Here is a 15,327-nt window from a genome sequence, read left to right on the forward strand (position 1 = left end):
GTCCTCGTACTGGACGTACTCGGACTTCCGTCCGGTGCGGCGAGAGTGCGTGCCGGGCGTCGAGACGGGGCGAAGGTCGCCTGACGCGGCACTAGCCTGCAGGCATGACGGACGACGACCGCATCCTTCCCGCCGCCCTCGCCGAGGTGGCCGGCCTCGGCTTCGACTTCGACGAGGGCGAGGGGGTGGACTTCGAGCCCTACGACGCCTTCCTGAGCGCCGAGGAGACCACGGACTGGCTGCGCGCCTGGACGGGCAACCCCGAGCTGGACGGGGACGCCTTCCGGGTGTTCGGGCAGGACGGCACCGGGGGCTACGGCGCGATCTGGCTGGCGCACCCCGGGCGGCCGCTGGCCGAGCAGCCGGTGGTGTTCCTCGGGTCGGAGGGCGAGACCGGGGTGGTCGCCTGCGACCTGGCCTCGTACCTGTGGCTGCTCGCGGACGGGTCCGGCCCGCGCGAGGCGGTCGAGCACCCGGGGCGGGAGGCCCGTCCGAACGCGGAGTTGGCCGCCGTCGCGGAGCGCCTGGCGCCGGGCGCCCGCCGTCCGGCCGCCGAGGTGGCCGCGGAGGCCGCCCGGCGGCACCCGGACTTCGAGGACATGGTCTTCGAGCTCTGCCGCTGAGCACGTGGCCGGACGCGCGGAAGCCGCCGACCGCGGTGGGGAAGCGGTCGGCGGCCGTGCCGTGCGGCGTGCCGCGGTGTCAGGCGAGGGTGCAGGCGGAGCCGTTCAGGGTGAAGGCGGCCGGGGCCGGGTTGGCGGAGCCGTAGGTGGCCTGGAAGCCGAAGCCGGTGGAGGCGCCGGCGGCCAGTGCCCCGTTGTAGCCGAGGTCGGTGGCGGTGACCGCGGTGCCGGACTGCGTCACCTTGGCGTTCCAGGCGCTGGTGACCTTCTGGTCGCCGCCGAAGGTCCACTTCAGCGTCCAGCCGGTGATCGCGGCGGTGCCGGTGTTCCTGACCGTCACGTCGGCGGTGAACCCGCCCGTCCAGGAGTTGGTCTTGTAGGCGACCGAGCAGGCCGCACTGCCGGTCGGCGGCTGGCTGGTCGGGGGCTGGGACGTCGGGGGCTGCGAGGTGGGCGGCTGGGACGTGGGCGGCTGGCTGGTCGGCGGGGTGCTCGGGTCGGTGGCGTTCTGGGCCAGCTGGTACGCGATGTCCGGGACGAAGGTGCCCGCGGCGGCGGCGCAGCCGTCGGCCTCGCCCGGGGGCTTCACCCACAGGAAGGCGTCGATCGCGGCGTCGCCGGTGGCCGCGGTCGGGTAGTTGCCGATCTTCCGGCCGGTCGGGTCGCACCAGGCGCTGCCCGCCGGGCCGTTGCCGTTGCGGCTGGTGTCGATCACGGCGTGCAGGTTGGCCGGGTTGCCGAGGGCGGAGAGCACGGACTTGGCGTAACCGACCTCGCCCGAGGTGGTGTTGAAGTTGGAGACGTTGGTGAAGAAGCCGTCCGCGTTGGTGAGGATGCCCGCGCTGCGCAGCCGGTTGGCCTGCTCGGAGGCGCTGTTCCAGGTGGAGTGGCCGCCGTCCAGGTAGACCTTGGCGTTGGGGGCGGCCGCGTGGATGGCCGCGCCGGCCCGGGAGAGCGAGGCGAAGCGGTCGGTCTGCTGCTGGGCGGAGAGGCAGGTGGTGAGCGCGATGGAGTCGGGCTCCAGGACGACGACCGAGCGCCCGCTGCCGAGGCCCGCCGCGAACTTGGTGACCCAGGCGTCGTAGGCGGCGAGGTCGGGGGCGCCGCCGGCGGAGGCGCCCCCGCAGTCCCGGTTGGGGATCTCGTAGACCACCAGCACCGGCACCTGGCCGGCCGCGGAGGCCGCGCCGGTGATCGCGCGGACGTCCGAGGTCACGGTGTCCGGCTTGTAGTTCGCGAACCAGACGCCCTGCGGCTGGCTGGCGATCCGCCTGGAGATCACCGGGGTGCGGGAGTCGTTGGGGTTGGCCGCGACCCACTTGACGACCTGGGAGGCCGGGTCCTTCCAGAACTGGGTGTCCGCGGGCAGGCTGCCCTGGACGGCGGCGCCGGCGCCGGTCTGGGTGCCGGCCAGCACCGAGACGGCCACCGCGCCGGCGGCGAGCGCCAGGGCTGCGGCGCGGCCTCGGCGGGCGGCGTGCCGGGGGCGGTCCGGGGTGGGGCGGCCGGGTGCCGGGGCGGCCCGTCGGACGCCGTCGGGGGTGCTCACAGTGGTCCTCCGCGTGCTCTCGGGTGGGAGAGGATGGGACGGCCGCCGGATATGGGAGCGCTCCCGCACGGCCGGGGCAGATGCTAGCCGCGCCCGGCCGTGGGCGTAATCCCTTGTGCAGAAGGAGTTTTCGACGATGTTCGACGACCGGGAGACCGGCGTCGGATCTGCCCTGGTGGGAGCGCTCCCGTAACGGAGTGAAGAAATCCGCCGCCGGCGGGCCCGCAGCGGGCCCGCCGGGGCGCGCGGTCAGTCCCGGGAGTTGCCGAACAGCAGGCGGTAGGCGATCAGCAGCACCAGGGCGCCGCCGATGGCGGAGACCCAGGTCGCCAGGTCGAAGAACTCCTTGGCCACCGGCCGGTGCAGCACGGTCGAGGAGATCCAGCCGCCGACGAACGAGCCGGCGATGCCGATGAGCGTGGTCACGATGAGGCCGCCCGGGTCGCGCCCGGGCAGCAGGAACTTGGCGATGGCCCCGGCGATCAGGCCGAGGACGATCCAGCTGATGAAACCCATACCTGTCTCCTTGCCCTCCGGGGTCCAACGCCGAACCGCGGTGCCCCGAAGGACGTCCGGCACGTCCCGCCCGGTTCCCGAACACCGCCCGAACACCCGCCCGGGCGGTCCGCCCCCGTGCCGGTGCTGCCCCCGGCCCCGCCCCGGCTCCCGCCGTGACCGCCGCCGCCCGCGTGTGGGAGAGTCGGCGGCCCCGGGCCGGACGGGCCCGACACGAGGAGGCGCCGATGACCGCGGGCACACAGGCCGGCCGGGTGCTGGTGGTGGACGACGACGCCGCGATCCGCCGCTCGCTGGAGCGCGGGCTGCGCCTCAGCGGCTTTACCGTGGGCGTGGCCGCGGACGGCGCGGCGGCGCTCGCCCGGGCCGCCGCCGACTCCCCCGACGTGCTGGTGCTGGACGTGTCGATGCCCGGCCTCAGCGGCACCGAGGTCTGCCGGGCGCTGCGGGCCCGCGGCGACGACACCCCCGTGCTGATGCTCTCCGCCCTGGACGAGCTCGCCGACCGGGTCGCCGGCCTGCAGGCCGGCGCCGACGACTACCTGGTGAAGCCGTTCGCCCTGGAAGAGCTGGTGCTGCGGCTGCACGCCCTGCTCCGCCGCCGCCCGGCGCCCCCGTCCGACCTGCTGCGCGCCGGCCCGCTCACCGTCGACCCGGCCACCCGCCAGGTGCACTGGGAGGGCGCCGAACTGCACCTCACCCGGCGCGAGTTCGAGCTGCTCGCGCAGCTCGTCCGGAACGCCGGGCTGGTGCTCACCCGGGACCAGCTGCTCGACCGGGTCTGGGGCTACGACTTCGACGTGCGCAGCGACGCCGTGGACACCTTCATCAGCTACCTGCGCCGCAAGCTGGAGGACGGCGGCCGGCCGCGGCTGATCCACACCGTTCGCGGTGTGGGCTTCGTGCTGCGGGTGCCCTCCGACGGGGGTGCCCGGTGAAGCTCTCCACCCGGATCGCCCTGTCGGTGACGGTGCTGGTGCCGCTGCTGGTGCTGGCCGCGGGGCTGCTGCTGCTCGGCCTCGTCCACCGGGACCTGCTGCGCCAGCAGGACGAGGTGCTGCGGGCCCGGGCGGCCGCGGTGCTGCCCAACGCCCGGACGCTGCTCGCCGCGAGCGCCGGCAACCGGCCGAAGGCGGAGCAGAACCAGCAGCGCAAGGTGCTGGACGGCGCACTGGACTCCGGGGTCAGGCTGGCGGCCGCGGACGGCGCCGTCCGGCTGGCGGTGGGCCCGCAGCCGGTCGAGTCCGTGGTGCTGCCGGCGGCCGGGTCCGGCCCGGCGACGGTGCGGGACGGCGGGCGGGCCTGGCGGGTGCTGGCGGTGCCGGTGGACGGCACGGCCCCGGGCACGCTCTGGCTGGTGCAGCCGTCCACGGCGGTCGACCCGCAGGTGAAGGCGGTCCGACGGCGGGTGCTGCTGGTCGCGGTGCTGGCCGCCCCGGCCGCCGGTCTGCTGGCCTTCGGCCTGGCGGGGCGGGCGACCGCCTCGCTGCGGACGCTGAGCGGCCGGGCCGCCGCGCTCGACCCGCGCACCGGCGCGGGCTCCCTCGACCACCGGCGCAGCGGCGTCACCGAGGTCGACGAACTCGCCGCCGCGTTCTCGCTGCTGCTCGCCCGCTACGACGAGCAGGCGGGCCGGACGGCGCAGGCGCTGGAGACGGCCCGGTCGTTCTCCTCCGCGGCGGCGCACGAACTGCGCACCCCGCTGACGGCGATGCGGACCAACCTGGACGTGCTGGCCGCCCATCCGGACCTGCCGCCCGTCGACCGGGCCGAGATCGTCGGCGAACTCGCCGAGGACCACGGCCGGTTGGAGGACCTGCTGAACGCGCTGCGGACACTGGCCGGCGGCGACCTGGTGGAGCTGTCGGCGTTCGCCCCGCTCGACCTGGGCGAGCTGGTGGAGGCGGCTGCGGCGGAGGCCGGCCGGCGGCACCCGCAGGCCCGGCTGGAGGTCGAAGCGGCGCCCGGGGTGCGGGTGTTCGGCTGGGAGGCGGGGCTGCGCATCCTGCTGGCCAACCTGATCGGGAACGCCGCGGTGCACGGCCGGACGGACGGCGGCCCGGCCCGGATCGCCGTCCGGCTGCGGGCCGGGCGCAGCGGTTCGGCGGTGCTGACGGTCGACGACCGCGGGCCCGGCGTGCCGCCGCAGGAGCGGACGGCGGTCTTCGCCCGCTTCCACCGGCGGCAGGACAGCCCCGGTTCGGGCCTGGGCCTCACCCTGGTGGCGCAGCAGGCGGCGCTGCACCGCGGCACGGTGGCGGTCACCGAGGGGCCGGACGGCACGGGCTGCCGCTTCGAGGTGCGGCTGCCGCTGCTGCGTCCGGAGGAGCCGACCCTGGTGCTGCCGGCTCGCCGGGACTGGATCACCCGCTGAACGCCGCGGCCCCGCACCGGGGCCGGGCTCCGGGCGGTCACAGGGTTTCCACAAGAAGCCGTCCTACGCTCCCCGGCGTCCGATCAACCAGGTATCCGGAGGAGAGACCGACATGCCCATGAACCGCAAGGCCGCCGCGATCGGCGCACTCGCCCTGGCCGGCTCCGTGCTCGCCGGTGCGGCCCCGGCCCAGGCCGCCGAGACCCCGAAGGGCGACGGCGCCAAGGCGATCTGCAAGCGCGTGCCGGCCACCCAGGCCCGCCTCGACAAGGCCCTGAAGCGGCTGAACGGCGATGCCACGGTGGTCGGTTCGGTGGCCCGCCTGGAGAAGCGGGTGGCCGAGGCGAAGTCCGCCGGGCACACCGAGGTGTACACCTACCTGAACGACCGGCTGGACTTCCGCAAGACCCTGGTGCCGACGCTGGAGCTCCGCCAGAAGGACCTGAAGGCCGTCTCCGACTGGTGCGGCAAGCAGGGCTCGTCCTCGGCGGGCTCCAAGTGAGCCGCCGGGCCGGTGCCGCGGTGGCGGCCCTCGCCGCGGCCGCCGCGCTGCTGCTGACGGGCTGCGGTCCGCACCAGGGCGGCGGCGACAAGGCCGCGCAGTCGCAGCAGGACGACGGCCAAACCCAGCAGATGCAGCAGAAGCTGGACGCGGCGGAGAGCGCCGCCGCGCAGGCGGACAGCGACGCCACCCAGAACAACTGACGCACCGCCCGCCGAGCGGCCCGTCCCGGACGATCCGGGGCGGGCCGCTCCGCCGTTCGCGGTGCGCCGGGCGGCCGGGTGCGCCTTCCGCCGGGTGGACGCGGCTTGACGCGGCCCTCTCCCGTCGTGAACGATCGGCGCATGAAGCCCGGCACCGCTCTGGTCTGCCGCCTGCACGTCGATCTGCGACGCCAGGCGAGCGACATGTGTGCCCGCTGACGGTTCCTCCCCGCCCCGTGCCGTTCTCCGGGGCCGGCGCCTGATCCGTCGGGTGCCGTCCGGGACCGTCCGCTCCTGAAACTCCCCCTCCTTCGGTCGGCGCACCGCTGTGCCCGGTGCGCCCGCCGCCCCTCCGGTCATCCGAGGACACGTCATGAGCCTGGACTTCGCCGTACCCGTTTCCGCCCCCGACACCGCTGCCACCGCTGCCACCGGCCCGGACAGCACCGCCCCCGAGTCCGGCGGCACCGCCCGTCCGCTGTCGCCGAACGCCCTGCGGGCGATCGTCCGTGACCTCGCCGAGCAGCCCGACCGCTGGATCCACCGGGTGCGCCTGGCCACCGGCGACCGCTGGTACGAGCGGCTGGTGAGCGCCGAGGACCACGAGGTGTGGCTGATCAGCTGGCTGCCGGGGCAGTCCACCGGGTTCCACGACCACGGCGGTTCGCGCGGCGCGTTCGCGGTGGCGCTGGGCGAACTGGAGGAACTGTCGCTGGGCGGGCCGGAGGACGGGCTGCTGGTGCGGCGGGTCGCGCCGGGGGCGGTGCGGGCGTTCGGCGCCGCGTACCTGCACGACGTGCGCAACACCTCGGCCGGGCCGGCCGTGACGATCCACGCGTACTCGCCGCCGCTGAGCGGGATGACGCGTTACGACCTGCGGGCCGGCGGCCTGGTCCGCACCGCGCAGGAGGGACCGGAGCAGTGGTGACGACGGTGGAGGAGCTGGTGGCGCGGGCCCGGGCCGGGGTGCACCGGCCCGGCCCGGCGGAGGCGTTCGCGGCGGCGGCCGAGGGGGCGCTGCTGGTGGACATCCGGCCGGTGGCGCAGCGGGCCCGCGAGGGCGGCATCCCGGGCGCGCTGGTGATCGAACGGAACGTGCTGGAGTGGCGGCTCGACCCGGCGGGCAGCCACCGGATCCCGGAGGCGGTGGACCACGCGGTGCACTGGATCGTGGTCTGCTCCGAGGGCTACGCCTCCAGCCTGGCCGCGGCGAGCCTGCGGGAGCTCGGGCTGCACCGGGCGACCGACCTGGACGGCGGCTACGTCTCCTGGGCGGCGGCCGGTCTGCCCACCCTTTCGGCCGACGGGGGTTTGGCCTGACGGACCCCCGGGGATTCGATCAGGTGTTTGTTTGTCACATCCGCCTCATGCGTGCGCACCTCATGCCGCGTCAGAACAGCAGAGCACCCTGGAACCACACGTGATCACTTTCGAGGGCGCCGCGAAGCGCCACCCGGACGGCACCGTCGCCGTCGAGGGCCTGGACCTCGACGTCCCGGCCGGCCGAATAACCGTGCTCGTGGGCCCGTCCGGCTGCGGCAAGACCACCCTGCTGCGGATGGTCAACCGCATGGTCGAACCGACCTCCGGCCGGGTGCTGCTGAACGGCGAGGACGTCGCCTCGCTGCCCGCCGCCCGACTGCGCCGGGGCATCGGCTACGTCATCCAGCAGGCCGGGCTGTTCCCGCACCGCCGGGTGCTGGACAACATCGCGACCGTGCCCCGGCTGCTCGGCCTGGACCGCCGGGCGGCCCGGGCCCGGGCCGCCGAACTGCTGGAGCTGGTCGGCCTGCCGCCGGAGACCGCCCGCCGCTACCCCTTCCAGCTCTCCGGCGGGCAGCAGCAGCGGGTCGGCGTGGCCCGCGCGCTGGCCGCCGATCCGCCGGTGCTGCTGATGGACGAGCCGTTCAGCGCGGTCGACCCGGTCGTCCGGGCCGGTCTGCAGGAGGAACTGCTGCGGCTGCAGTCCGAGTTGAACAAGACCGTGCTGTTCGTGACGCACGACATCGAGGAGGCCGTGCGGCTCGGAGACCAGGTGGTGGTGCTGCGCGAGCACGGCCGGATCGCCCAGTGCGCCGACCCGCACACCCTGCTCACCGCGCCCGCGGACGACGGCGTGGCCGCCTTCCTCGGCCGTGACCGGGGCCTGCGCGGGCTCGGCCTGCGGCCGGCCGCCGCGGTCGCGCTGCTGCCCGTCGGAACCGACCTGCACGGCTGGCGGCTGGCGGTGGACGCGGGCGGCCGCCCGACCGCCTGGGAGGGCAACGGCGAACGCCGGCCAGCCCCCGTCTTCGCCCCCGCCGCCGACAGCCTGCGGTCCGCCCTGGACGCCGCGGTGCTCTCCCCCGCCGGCGCCGCCGTCGCCGTGGACGGGGACGGCCGGGCGACCGGCCTGGCCACCCGGGCCGCCGTGCTCGCCGCGCTCGGCCCGGCCGTCCCGGAGGCCGCCGCCGGGGAGACCGCTTCCGGGCGGCCCAACGTCGGGGAGCCCGCCGGTGGACGGTGAACCGCTCGTCCGCTGGCACTGGATCGGCGACCACCTCGGCTACCTGCGCGACCTCGCGCTGGACCACGCGGTGATCTCCCTCGTCCCGGTGCTGATCGCCCTGCTCGCCGCCGTCCCGCTCGGCCTCCTCTGCGCCCGGCTGCCCCGGCTCTACCAACCGCTCGCCGCGGTCTTCAACGTGGTGTACGCGCTGCCCGCGATCGCCGTCTTCGTGGTGCTCATCCCGTACACCGGCCTCGCCACCCGGGCCACCGTGATGGTGCCGCTCACCTGCTACGCGCTCGCCGTGCTGCTGCCCGCCACCGTCGACGGCCTGCGGGCCGTGCCGGAGGACGTCCGGCAGGCGGCCACCGCCCTCGGCTACGGGCCCTGGCACCGCCTCGCCGCCGTCGAACTCCCCGCCTCCGTGCCGTACCTGGTCGCCGGGGTGCGGGTGGCCGCGGTCTCCTCGATCTCGCTCGCCGCGGTGGGCGCCCTGGTCGGCCGCGGCGGCCTCGGCTACCTCTTCGTCGACGGCTTCCAGCGGACCTTCCCGACCCCGATCCTCGCCGGGATCGCGCTGGTCGTGCTGCTCGCCCTCGCCACCGACCTGCTGCTGGTGCTGGCCCGCCGGCTGCTCGCCCCCTGGGCCGCCGGAGGTGCCCGGTGAACTGGCTCGGCTGGCTGACCACCTTCTTCACCGCCCCCGCCCGGCGCAGCGGACCCGACGCGATCGGCCACCGGATCGCCGAGCACCTGGTGTTCTGCGGGGAGGCCCTGCTGTGGGCCGCGGTGCTCGCCGTCCCGCTCGGGCTGCTGATCGGCTACACCGGCCGCGGCACCTTCGTGGTGACCGCGCTGACCGGTGCCGCCCGGGCACTGCCCACGCTCGGCCTGGTCACCCTCGCCGTGCTGCTGGCGGGCGTCGGCGACACCGCCGTGCTCGTCCCGCTGGTGGCGCTGGCCGCGCCGCCGCTGCTGGTCGCCGCCGCCGAGGGCGTCCGCGGCACCGACCCGGCCGTCCGGGACGCCGCGCTCGGCATCGGACTGACCCACCGCCAGGTGCTCGGGCAGGTCTGCCTGCCCGCCGCCGCGCCGGTGCTGCTCGCCGGGCTGCGCACCGCCACCGTGCAGACGATCGCGACCGCGACCGTCGCCGCCTACGTCGGCCTCGGCGGCCTCGGCCGCTACGTCGTCGACGGCCTGGCCACCAAGGACTACCCGGCCACCGTCGGCGGCGCCCTGCTGGTCGTCCTGCTGGCCGTGGCCGCGCAGCTGCTCTTCGCCCCGCTGATCCGCCGCGCCTCGCCGCCGCAGGCCCGGCTCACCCGCACCACCCGCCGTGCCCGCCGTACCCGTACGCCTCGAACGAAGGAAGCCCGATGACCGCCCGACTCGTCCGCACGCTCACCGCCGCCGCACTCGCGCTGGGCGGGGCGGCCTGCTCCTCCTCGTCGGGCGACCCGCTCGCCGCCGACGGCGGATCCGCCAAGCCCGCCGACGGCAGGACCGTCGTCGTCGGCTCCGCCAACTTCCCGGAGAACGTGCTGCTCGCCTCGATCTACTCCCGGGCGCTGAAGGCCAAGGGCGTCAAGGTCGAGGAGAAGTTCAACATCGGCAGCCGCGAGGTGCTGTACGGGCAGCTCAAGAGCGGCAGCCTGACCGTGCTGCCCGAGTACAACGGCGCCCTGCTCGCCTACCTGGACCCGAAGACCACCGCCGTCGGCACCGAGGCCGTCGACGCCGAGCTGGGGCGCAGGCTGCCCGCCGAACTCGGCATCCTCGACCCGGCCGCCGCCGAGGACAAGGACTCCCTGACGGTCAGCAAGGAGACCGCCGACCGGCTGAAGCTCACCTCGGTCGCGGACCTCGCCGGCAAGGCGGGCGACCTGGTGGTCGGCGGGCCGCCGGAGTTCAAGTCCCGCCGCGAACAGCAGTTCAAGGACGTCTACGGGCTGACCTTCAAGGAGTGGAAGCCGACCGCCGACACCACCGCGAACGCGCTCAAGGACGGCACCGTCCAGGTCGGCAACGTCTTCACCACCGACCCGCGGATCGTCCAGCTCGGCCTGGTCGCGCTCGCCGACCCGAAGAACCTCTTCAGCGTGCAGAACGTCGTCCCGCTGGTGAACAGGGCCGGGGTGGACGCCACCGCCACGGCCGCGCTGAACGCCGTCTCCGCCAAGCTCGACACCGCCGGCCTCACCGCCCTGATGAAGCGGGTCGCCGTCGACAAGGAGGACCCGTCGGCGGTCGCCGCCGACTGGCTGAAGACCAACGGCCTGGGCTGACCGCCGGCACCCGAAAACCCGGTGACCGGCACCGGGCGGACGATCATGATGGTTCGCATGACCGACGACACCGTGACCGTCCGCCCGGAGATCCTCGACTACTACAACCGCGGGGCCGAACAGGGCCGGCTGCAGCGCGAGCACAACCGGCTGGAGTTCTGGCGCACCCAGGACGTGCTGCGCCGGCTGCTCGGCCCCGCCCCGCTGCGGGTGCTGGACGTCGGCGGCGGGGCCGGCGTGCACGCCGAGTGGCTGGCCGCCGACGGGCACGAGGTCCACCTGCTCGACCCGGTGCCGCTGCACGTCGAGCAGGCGTCCGCGCTGCCCGGCGTCCGCGCCGCCCTGGGCGACGCCCGCGCGCTGGAGGCCGCCGACGGCTCGTACGACGCGGTGCTGCTGCTCGGGCCGCTCTACCACCTGACCGAACGCGCCGACCGGCTCCGGGCGCTCGCCGGGGCCCGCCGGGTCTGCCGACCGGGCGGTGCGGTGGTCGCCGCCACCATCAACCGGTACGCCGGGCTGCACGACCAGCTGCGGGTCGGCCGCTACTTCGAGCCCGGCCCGCGCGCGGCCACCGACGCCTGCGCGGCCACCGGTCTGCTCGGCGGCACCGCCGACAACCCGCTCTTCACCACCGCCTGGTTCCACCACCCGGCCGACGTCCTCGACGAGTTCGCCGCCGCCGGGCTGTCGGACGCCCGGCAGTACGGGCTGGAGGGCGCGGCCTGGCTGATGGGCGACGTCAACACGTGGCTGGACGACCCGGAGCGCCGCGACACCGTGCTCACGGCCCTGCGCACCACCGAGTCGGAGCCCTCCCTGCTCGGCATCAGCGGCCACCTGCTGACCGCGGCGACCGCCCCGAGCTGACGGTTTGCGCCGGTAGGACCGTCAGATCGTAGGATCGCGCGCATGACTGACGGGCGGAGCACGGTGCAGGGGTGGGGCGGACCGGCGGGCGCGGGCGAGCCGGACTGGGCGGCGATGGCCGACCGGCACCAGCAGGAGGTCAAGCGCCGCAAGCAGCTGCAGATCGTCGGTGGCGTGGTCGCCGCCACCCTGGTCGTCGGCGGGATCACCGCCACCGCGGTCGGACTGTCCGGCTCCGACCGCAGGGGCGGGACCCCGACGGCGGCCGGCAGCGGCACCCCCGCCACCGGCGGTCCCGCCGGCTCCGAGCCGGTCGACGCCGGAACGAGCGCCGTGCCGAGCACCTCGGCCGCGGCGTCGACCTCCCCCGGCGCCCCGGGCAGCCCCTCGGCGCACCCGAGCACCTCTCCGAGTGGCGCCCGGACCTCGGCCGGCGCACCCTCCTCCGCCGCGCCCGCGGACCCGCTCACGGTCATCTCCTCGGCCGCCACCGACACGGCGCCGCTCGACCCGGCCGCGCTCTTCCCGGCCACCGCCACCGTCGACGGCCGCACCTGGACCCGGCTCACCACCGCCACCACCGACCCCTGCTGGAAGGCCACCACCGGCGGCCTCGGCGACGTGCTCGCCGCCCACGGCTGCCGCAGCATCCTCCGGGCCACCTACACCACCGGCTCCAGCGCGGTGACCGTCGGCATCGCCGTCCTCGACACCAAGGCCCAGGCCGACGCCGTGGCAGCCGGGCACAAGGGCCAGGTCCAGGGACTGGTGCCGGCCGGCCACACCTCGTACTGCACCAGCGCCGGCTGCGCCAACACCCACGCGGCCGTGGGCCGCTACGGCTACTACACGGTCGCCGGCACGGTGAAGCCCGGCGGCACCGCCCAGGACCCGGTGGCCACCGCCGCCCAGGCCGACTTCGCCGGCCGCGCCCGCGCCGCCCTGCTGGCCCGCGGCCGCCGCTGACAGACCGCTACGCCGCCTGCCCGGCGGAGGGCTTGCGGGGCCGGCACAGCGTCAGGAAGGCCGTGAGCGAGAGCAGCGCGCTGCCGAGCACCACCGCGCCCAGCAGCAGCGCGGACGGCTCCCCGCCCGCGCTGCTGAGCGGGGCGACCACGGCTCCGCAGAGGAAGGTGCCGAGGCCGAGCAGGGCGGAGGCGGATCCTGCCGCGTGCGGGGCCGTGGTGAGCGCCTGCGCCGCCGAGTTCGGGCCGACCACGCCCATGGCCGCCATCAGCAGGCACATCGCCGGGCAGACCGCGGCCAGGCCGAGGTCCCACACCCCGGTGAAGAGGGTGAGCGCGAGCCCGGCCGCCCCGGCGGTCACCAGGCCCAGCAGCATCAGCGTGTCGGGGCGCAGCCGGGTGACCAGCACCCGGCCGTTGAGCTGGGTGGAGGCCATCAGGGCCACCGAGTTGACGGCGAAGAGCAGGCTGTAGGTCTGCGGCGAGACCCGGTAGACCTCCTGCAGCACGGTGGAGGACCCGCTGACGTAGGCGAAGAGCGCGCCGAAGGCGAAGGTGCTGGTGAGGACGTAGCCGAGGAAGCTCCGGTCGTGGAGCAGCCCGCCGACGGCCCGCAGGGTGGTGGTCAGGCCGCCACGGTGGCGGCGTTCGGGCGGCAGCGACTCGTGCAGGGCGGCCGCGGCGAGCACGGTGAGGACGGCGCCGAGTCCGGCGAGGACGGCGAAGGTGCCGCGCCAGTCGGTCACGTGCAGCAGTTGGGCGCCGAGCACGGGCGCGACGATCGGGGCCAGGCCGGAGATCATCGCCAGCGAGGCCATGAAGCGGATCATCGCGACGCCCTCGTAGCAGTCGCGGGCCACGGCCCGGGCGATCACCAGGCCGGCCGCGCCGGCGACGCCCTGCACGAAGCGGGCGGCTACGAGCACGCCGAGGCCGGGGGCGAGGGCGCAGACCAGGGTGGCGAGGGAGTAGACCGCGATGCCGGCGAGCAGCGGGCGGCGGCGGCCGTGCCGGTCGCTCAGCGGGCCGAACACCAGCTGGCCGGCGGCCATGCCGAACAGTTGCGCGGTGAAGGTCAGTTGGACGGCGGGTGCGGTGGCGTGCAGGTCCGCGGCGAGCGAGGGCAGGGCCGGCAGGTAGAGGTCGGTGGTGAAGGGGCCGAGCGCGACCAGGCCGCCGAGGGCGGCGACGGTGGCCCGGCCGGGCCGGGCAGCGGTCGCCGGGCCGGCGGCGGGGGTGGTCCGCTCGCCGCCGGCGTCGACGGTCGGGCCTGCCATGGCGCTCCTCGGGATCGGATCGGTGGTGGCTGCTCGGCGCGGCCGGCCGCGGGTGCCGGGATTCGTACCGTAACCCGGCGTGCCCGCTCAGGCTCGGGCGGCGTCCGGCCGTTCGGCCGCACCGAAGCTGCGGACGACCTCGATGGTGCCGACGATGTGCCGGTTGAACTCCGCCAGCTCCTCGGCGGGGACCCAGAGTTCGAGGATGGTCTCGCCGCCGGCCTGCCGGACGGGGAAGCGCTCCAGGTAGGCGCTCTCGACCTCGAACCGGGTGACGTAGCCGGCGCCGGAGGCGGGCACGTTCCAGTCCCGGGCGATCCGGACGGCGTAGTCCTCGTTGAGCACCGGGTAGAAGATCGGCTGCTCCGGCAGGCGGGGCGGCCAGGCGCGCCATCCGGAGGCCTCGACGAGCGCGAGCTCCTTCGGGCCTGTCGGACGCCAGAGGGTGGTGGTCTGCATACACTCGACCGTATCGGCCGCCGGCCCCGCCCGGCGACGCATTTTCGGCCTTCAACTTCCCTTAAGGCACCGGCTCTTGATGTGCACACGAGGGACTGCTTTGCTGGGTCCGGATGCAGTTAGGAAACTTTCCTGACGGTTCCCGCGACACCCACGACGAACGGAGAACCATGCCCTCGCACGCCCTGCGGCGCCGCGTCCGCCCCGCGCTCGCCCTCGCCGGCGCGGCCGCCCTCGCCGCCGGCACCTTCGCCCTGGCGCCGGCCGGACAGGCCGCCACCGCCGCGGCCGCCGACCCGGTGGGCCTCAACGCCCCGTACGAGTACCTCGGCTGGGGCAGCCCGCAGAAGCCGACCGACGTGATGGCGGCGACCGGGGTCAAGCAGTTCACCCTCGCCTTCCTGCTCAGCGACGGCGGCTGCAACCCCAAGTGGGACGGCAGCCGACCGCTGACCGGCGGCAGCGACCAGAGCGCGATCAACGCGATCCGGGCGGCCGGCGGGGACGTGGTGGTCTCCTTCGGCGGCTGGAGCGGCAACAAGCTCGGCGAGAAGTGCACCTCGGCGAGCGCCCTGGCCGCGGCCTACCAGAAGGTGATCGACGCCTACGGGCTCAAGGCGATCGACGTGGACATCGAGAACACCGAGGTGGCGAGCGCGGCCGTCCGGCAGCGGGTGGTCTCCGCCCTGAAGACGGTCGAGAGCAGGAACCCGGGCATCCGCACCTACCTGACCTTCGGCACCACGCCCACCGGCCCCGACGCCAACGGCCTCGACCTGATCAAGAAGGGCGCCGCGGCCGGGCTCGCCCTCGACGGCTGGACGATCATGCCCTTCGACTTCGGCAGCCACAGCGGCTCCATGGGCAGCGTCTCCACCAAGGCCGCCGACGGCCTGCAGAAGGCGGTGGCGAGCGCGTACGGCTACGACAGCGCCACCGCGTACCGGCACATCGGCATCTCCTCGATGAACGGGAAGACCGACGAGGCCGACGAGACCGTCTCCACCGGCGACTTCACCACCATGCTGAACTACGCCAAGGCGCACCACCTGGCCCGGTTCACCTTCTGGGCGGTCAACCGGGACCGGGCCTGCCCCTCCGGTACCCAGGCCGGCGACTCCTGCAGCGGGATCTCCCAGTCGGCGTACGCCTTCACGAAGATCGTCGCCGGCTACCACGGCTGAGCCGGGCGGCACCGGGACGCTGCGGCGGC

18 protein-coding genes are annotated in these 15,327 nt (G+C 75.3%); 14 read left to right on the forward strand and 4 right to left on the reverse strand.

Annotation, left to right across the window (positions count from 1 at the left end; genetic code table 11):
* The first annotated feature begins 104 nt into the window (after positions 1-104).
* A complete protein-coding gene (locus AB0O09_RS27825) occupies positions 105-623 on the forward strand; it encodes an SMI1/KNR4 family protein (RefSeq protein ID WP_363545896.1) in 519 nt (172 codons plus the stop codon).
* A gap of 79 nt (positions 624-702) precedes the next feature.
* Here AB0O09_RS27825 and AB0O09_RS27830 read toward each other — a convergent pair whose 3' ends face one another.
* Together AB0O09_RS27830 and AB0O09_RS27835 are read right to left on the reverse strand one after the other, a co-directional pair.
* On the reverse strand, positions 703-2,172 hold the full coding sequence (locus tag AB0O09_RS27830) for a glycoside hydrolase family 6 protein (protein WP_363545899.1): 1,470 nt from the start codon (positions 2,170-2,172) through the stop codon (positions 703-705).
* A gap of 249 nt (positions 2,173-2,421) precedes the next feature.
* Positions 2,422-2,688: a GlsB/YeaQ/YmgE family stress response membrane protein gene (locus AB0O09_RS27835; protein ID WP_030265783.1), complete on the reverse strand. Its 267-nt coding sequence runs from the start codon at positions 2,686-2,688 to the stop codon at positions 2,422-2,424.
* A 227-nt stretch (positions 2,689-2,915) separates the two neighbouring features.
* Between AB0O09_RS27835 and AB0O09_RS27840 the strand changes: the two genes are divergently transcribed.
* The 12 genes from AB0O09_RS27840 (at position 2,916) to AB0O09_RS27895 (ending at position 12,379) form a co-directional block, all read left to right on the forward strand.
* Positions 2,916-3,626, forward strand: a complete 711-nt coding sequence (locus AB0O09_RS27840) for a response regulator transcription factor (RefSeq protein WP_363545902.1) — start codon at positions 2,916-2,918, stop codon at positions 3,624-3,626.
* Positions 3,623-5,062, forward strand: a complete 1,440-nt coding sequence (locus AB0O09_RS27845) for a HAMP domain-containing sensor histidine kinase (RefSeq protein ID WP_363545905.1) — start codon at positions 3,623-3,625, stop codon at positions 5,060-5,062. The genes AB0O09_RS27840 and AB0O09_RS27845 overlap by 4 nt, the downstream gene beginning before the upstream one ends.
* 112 nt (positions 5,063-5,174) lie before the next feature.
* Positions 5,175-5,564 carry a hypothetical protein gene (locus AB0O09_RS27850; protein WP_363545908.1) on the forward strand — a complete coding sequence of 130 codons (390 nt, stop codon included), beginning with the start codon at positions 5,175-5,177 and terminating at the stop codon, positions 5,562-5,564.
* Positions 5,561-5,767, forward strand: coding sequence for a hypothetical protein (locus AB0O09_RS27855; protein WP_030265795.1), 207 nt, complete (start codon positions 5,561-5,563; stop codon positions 5,765-5,767). The genes AB0O09_RS27850 and AB0O09_RS27855 overlap by 4 nt, the downstream gene beginning before the upstream one ends.
* Before the next feature lie 373 nt (positions 5,768-6,140).
* Positions 6,141-6,695: a cysteine dioxygenase family protein gene (locus AB0O09_RS27860; protein WP_363545911.1), complete on the forward strand. Its 555-nt coding sequence runs from the start codon at positions 6,141-6,143 to the stop codon at positions 6,693-6,695.
* Positions 6,689-7,087, forward strand: coding sequence for a rhodanese-like domain-containing protein (locus tag AB0O09_RS27865; RefSeq protein WP_363545914.1), 399 nt, complete (start codon positions 6,689-6,691; stop codon positions 7,085-7,087). Before AB0O09_RS27860 ends, AB0O09_RS27865 begins: the two co-directional genes overlap by 7 nt.
* 100 nt (positions 7,088-7,187) lie before the next feature.
* Complete coding sequence (locus tag AB0O09_RS27870; RefSeq protein ID WP_363545916.1) at positions 7,188-8,273, forward strand: ATP-binding cassette domain-containing protein; 1,086 nt, start codon at positions 7,188-7,190, stop codon at positions 8,271-8,273.
* Positions 8,263-8,922 carry an ABC transporter permease gene (locus tag AB0O09_RS27875; protein WP_359981093.1) on the forward strand — a complete coding sequence of 220 codons (660 nt, stop codon included), beginning with the start codon at positions 8,263-8,265 and terminating at the stop codon, positions 8,920-8,922. The genes AB0O09_RS27870 and AB0O09_RS27875 overlap by 11 nt, the downstream gene beginning before the upstream one ends.
* The gene (locus tag AB0O09_RS27880) at positions 8,919-9,638 is read left to right on the forward strand and encodes an ABC transporter permease subunit (protein WP_363545919.1); all 720 of its coding nucleotides are present in this window, start codon (positions 8,919-8,921) and stop codon (positions 9,636-9,638) included. The genes AB0O09_RS27875 and AB0O09_RS27880 overlap by 4 nt, the downstream gene beginning before the upstream one ends.
* The gene (locus tag AB0O09_RS27885) at positions 9,635-10,543 is read left to right on the forward strand and encodes an ABC transporter substrate-binding protein (protein WP_363545922.1); all 909 of its coding nucleotides are present in this window, start codon (positions 9,635-9,637) and stop codon (positions 10,541-10,543) included. Before AB0O09_RS27880 ends, AB0O09_RS27885 begins: the two co-directional genes overlap by 4 nt.
* Before the next feature lie 57 nt (positions 10,544-10,600).
* Positions 10,601-11,413, forward strand: a complete 813-nt coding sequence (locus AB0O09_RS27890; RefSeq protein WP_363545925.1) for a class I SAM-dependent methyltransferase — start codon at positions 10,601-10,603, stop codon at positions 11,411-11,413.
* A 42-nt stretch (positions 11,414-11,455) separates the two neighbouring features.
* Entirely contained in the window at positions 11,456-12,379 is a 924-nt protein-coding gene (locus AB0O09_RS27895) for a hypothetical protein (protein WP_363545928.1), read from the forward strand.
* Positions 12,380-12,386: 7 nt separating this feature from the next.
* Here the strand turns inward: AB0O09_RS27895 and AB0O09_RS27900 are convergent, their stop codons facing one another.
* Positions 12,387-13,655 carry a multidrug effflux MFS transporter gene (locus AB0O09_RS27900; RefSeq protein ID WP_363545931.1) on the reverse strand — a complete coding sequence of 423 codons (1,269 nt, stop codon included), beginning with the start codon at positions 13,653-13,655 and terminating at the stop codon, positions 12,387-12,389.
* A gap of 87 nt (positions 13,656-13,742) precedes the next feature.
* Positions 13,743-14,114 (reverse strand): ADP-ribosylation/crystallin J1, encoded by a 372-nt coding sequence (locus tag AB0O09_RS27905; RefSeq protein WP_363545934.1) that lies wholly within the window; start codon positions 14,112-14,114, stop codon positions 13,743-13,745.
* Between the two features lie 170 nt (positions 14,115-14,284).
* Here AB0O09_RS27905 and AB0O09_RS27910 point away from each other — a divergent pair, with 170 nt between their 5' ends.
* Positions 14,285-15,298 (forward strand): chitinase, encoded by a 1,014-nt coding sequence (locus AB0O09_RS27910; RefSeq protein ID WP_363545937.1) that lies wholly within the window; start codon positions 14,285-14,287, stop codon positions 15,296-15,298.
* The last annotated feature ends 29 nt before the right edge of the window (positions 15,299-15,327 follow it).

The organism is Kitasatospora sp. NPDC093679 (assembly GCF_040683455.1).
GTDB classification, from domain to species: Bacteria; Actinomycetota; Actinomycetes; order Streptomycetales; family Streptomycetaceae; genus Kitasatospora; species Kitasatospora arboriphila.

Coding starts and splice junctions, on each gene's coding strand:
- AB0O09_RS27825 (WP_363545896.1), top strand. CDS start 105: ATGACGGACGACGACCGCATCCTTCCCGCCGCCCTCGCCGAGGTGGCC.
- AB0O09_RS27835 (WP_030265783.1), bottom strand. CDS start 2,688: ATGGGTTTCATCAGCTGGATCGTCCTCGGCCTGATCGCCGGGGCCATC.
- AB0O09_RS27840 (WP_363545902.1), top strand. CDS start 2,916: ATGACCGCGGGCACACAGGCCGGCCGGGTGCTGGTGGTGGACGACGAC.
- AB0O09_RS27850 (WP_363545908.1), top strand. CDS start 5,175: ATGCCCATGAACCGCAAGGCCGCCGCGATCGGCGCACTCGCCCTGGCC.
- AB0O09_RS27860 (WP_363545911.1), top strand. CDS start 6,141: ATGAGCCTGGACTTCGCCGTACCCGTTTCCGCCCCCGACACCGCTGCC.
- AB0O09_RS27885 (WP_363545922.1), top strand. CDS start 9,635: ATGACCGCCCGACTCGTCCGCACGCTCACCGCCGCCGCACTCGCGCTG.
- AB0O09_RS27890 (WP_363545925.1), top strand. CDS start 10,601: ATGACCGACGACACCGTGACCGTCCGCCCGGAGATCCTCGACTACTAC.
- AB0O09_RS27895 (WP_363545928.1), top strand. CDS start 11,456: ATGACTGACGGGCGGAGCACGGTGCAGGGGTGGGGCGGACCGGCGGGC.
- AB0O09_RS27900 (WP_363545931.1), bottom strand. CDS start 13,655: ATGGCAGGCCCGACCGTCGACGCCGGCGGCGAGCGGACCACCCCCGCC.
- AB0O09_RS27905 (WP_363545934.1), bottom strand. CDS start 14,114: ATGCAGACCACCACCCTCTGGCGTCCGACAGGCCCGAAGGAGCTCGCG.
- AB0O09_RS27910 (WP_363545937.1), top strand. CDS start 14,285: ATGCCCTCGCACGCCCTGCGGCGCCGCGTCCGCCCCGCGCTCGCCCTC.